We start from the raw sequence: 1,075 nt of genomic DNA, 5'->3' as shown, positions 1-1,075 counted from the left end.
CATGATGGTGTCCGACGTGTGATATTCGACCTCGTCCAGGCCACGGATGGCAGGCACGATCGGCCGGGAGCCTGCTGCCAGCACAACCTTCTCAGCGGAGAGCTCCACCTCCCCGACCTGCAGCCGTCCCGGGGCGACGAAACGGGCCTGATCGGTGTACACGTCGACGCCGTTCTTACGCCGATAATCCACCGCTTGGGCGTGCAGTGGATCGATGCGCCCAAAGATCCGATCGCGGATCTCGGACCAATCGACCGACTCGACCCGCGCATGCACTCCCAGCCTTCCAGCACGTTGTGCCGACCGGACAGCATCGGCCGCCACCACGAACATCTTCGTCGGGATGCAACCACGATTGAGGCACGTACCACCGAAGCGCGAAGGTTCCACGATCGCCCTCCGCAGCCCATCGAACTCCGGGGTGAACAGGTAGTTACCGGTCCCGGCACCAATCACGATCAAATCATGCGTCGTCGCCATATTGCGTTCCTTTCCTGGACTGTGCCGCTGAATCGGACACCGAAATCGAACTGTCAGAGCCCACGGGAACTTCCAGACGTACGAGCACTCCACGAATAGCGTGCAGGTCGGCCTCCGTGTTGGTGGCAACCCGCAACGCCTCCCGAGCACGGCCGCGATCACGAGCCGCAGCCCGGCGCTGGGACAGCAGGATCAAAGGCCCCTGCAACGCAGCCACCGTCGCCAAAATGGCGCCGAGCCCTGTGTGCATGGTCGCCGGATGCGGCTCGAACGGGCGCAGGACAAAATTGACCGCCAACCAGCTGACGATCACCGTCACCAAGCCCGCCAGAAACCACCAGGTCCCCACCATATCGGCGATCTTGGCAGCCCATCGCTCACCACGACCCGGACAAGGCTCATCGAAGACACCAAGGCGGTGACCACAATGCGGACACACCAAATCATCCACCCACGTCAAGCCTTCATCACCGGTAGAAGACGACACCATTCCATGTCCTCGCTCTGGTTGTTCAACTGACGCGATGAGCTCATACACACGGAAGGATCGCTGGGATTCCTCGAAGAGGATGAGATACAACAAGAACTGGCCGAC

The 1,075-nt window shown here is 61.4% G+C and carries 2 protein-coding genes; both read right to left on the bottom strand.

All coding sequences use genetic code 11. From position 1 onward, the window contains the following. The coding region (locus ACIQ2D_RS22290; RefSeq protein WP_402867456.1) for an FAD-dependent oxidoreductase at nt 1-480 on the bottom strand (480 nt) is incomplete at its 3' end. Beyond that, a partial coding sequence (locus tag ACIQ2D_RS22285; protein ID WP_402867455.1) for a DUF1003 domain-containing protein occupies nt 464-1,075 on the bottom strand: 612 nt, incomplete at its 5' end. The genes ACIQ2D_RS22285 and ACIQ2D_RS22290, both read right to left, overlap by 17 nt.

This window comes from Lysinibacillus sp. NPDC097287, assembly GCF_044761695.1.
GTDB lineage: Bacteria > Bacillota > Bacilli > Bacillales_A > Planococcaceae > Lysinibacillus.
Note: the sequence above shows the minus strand (reverse complement) of the source record. Positions and strands in the feature narration are given on the sequence as shown.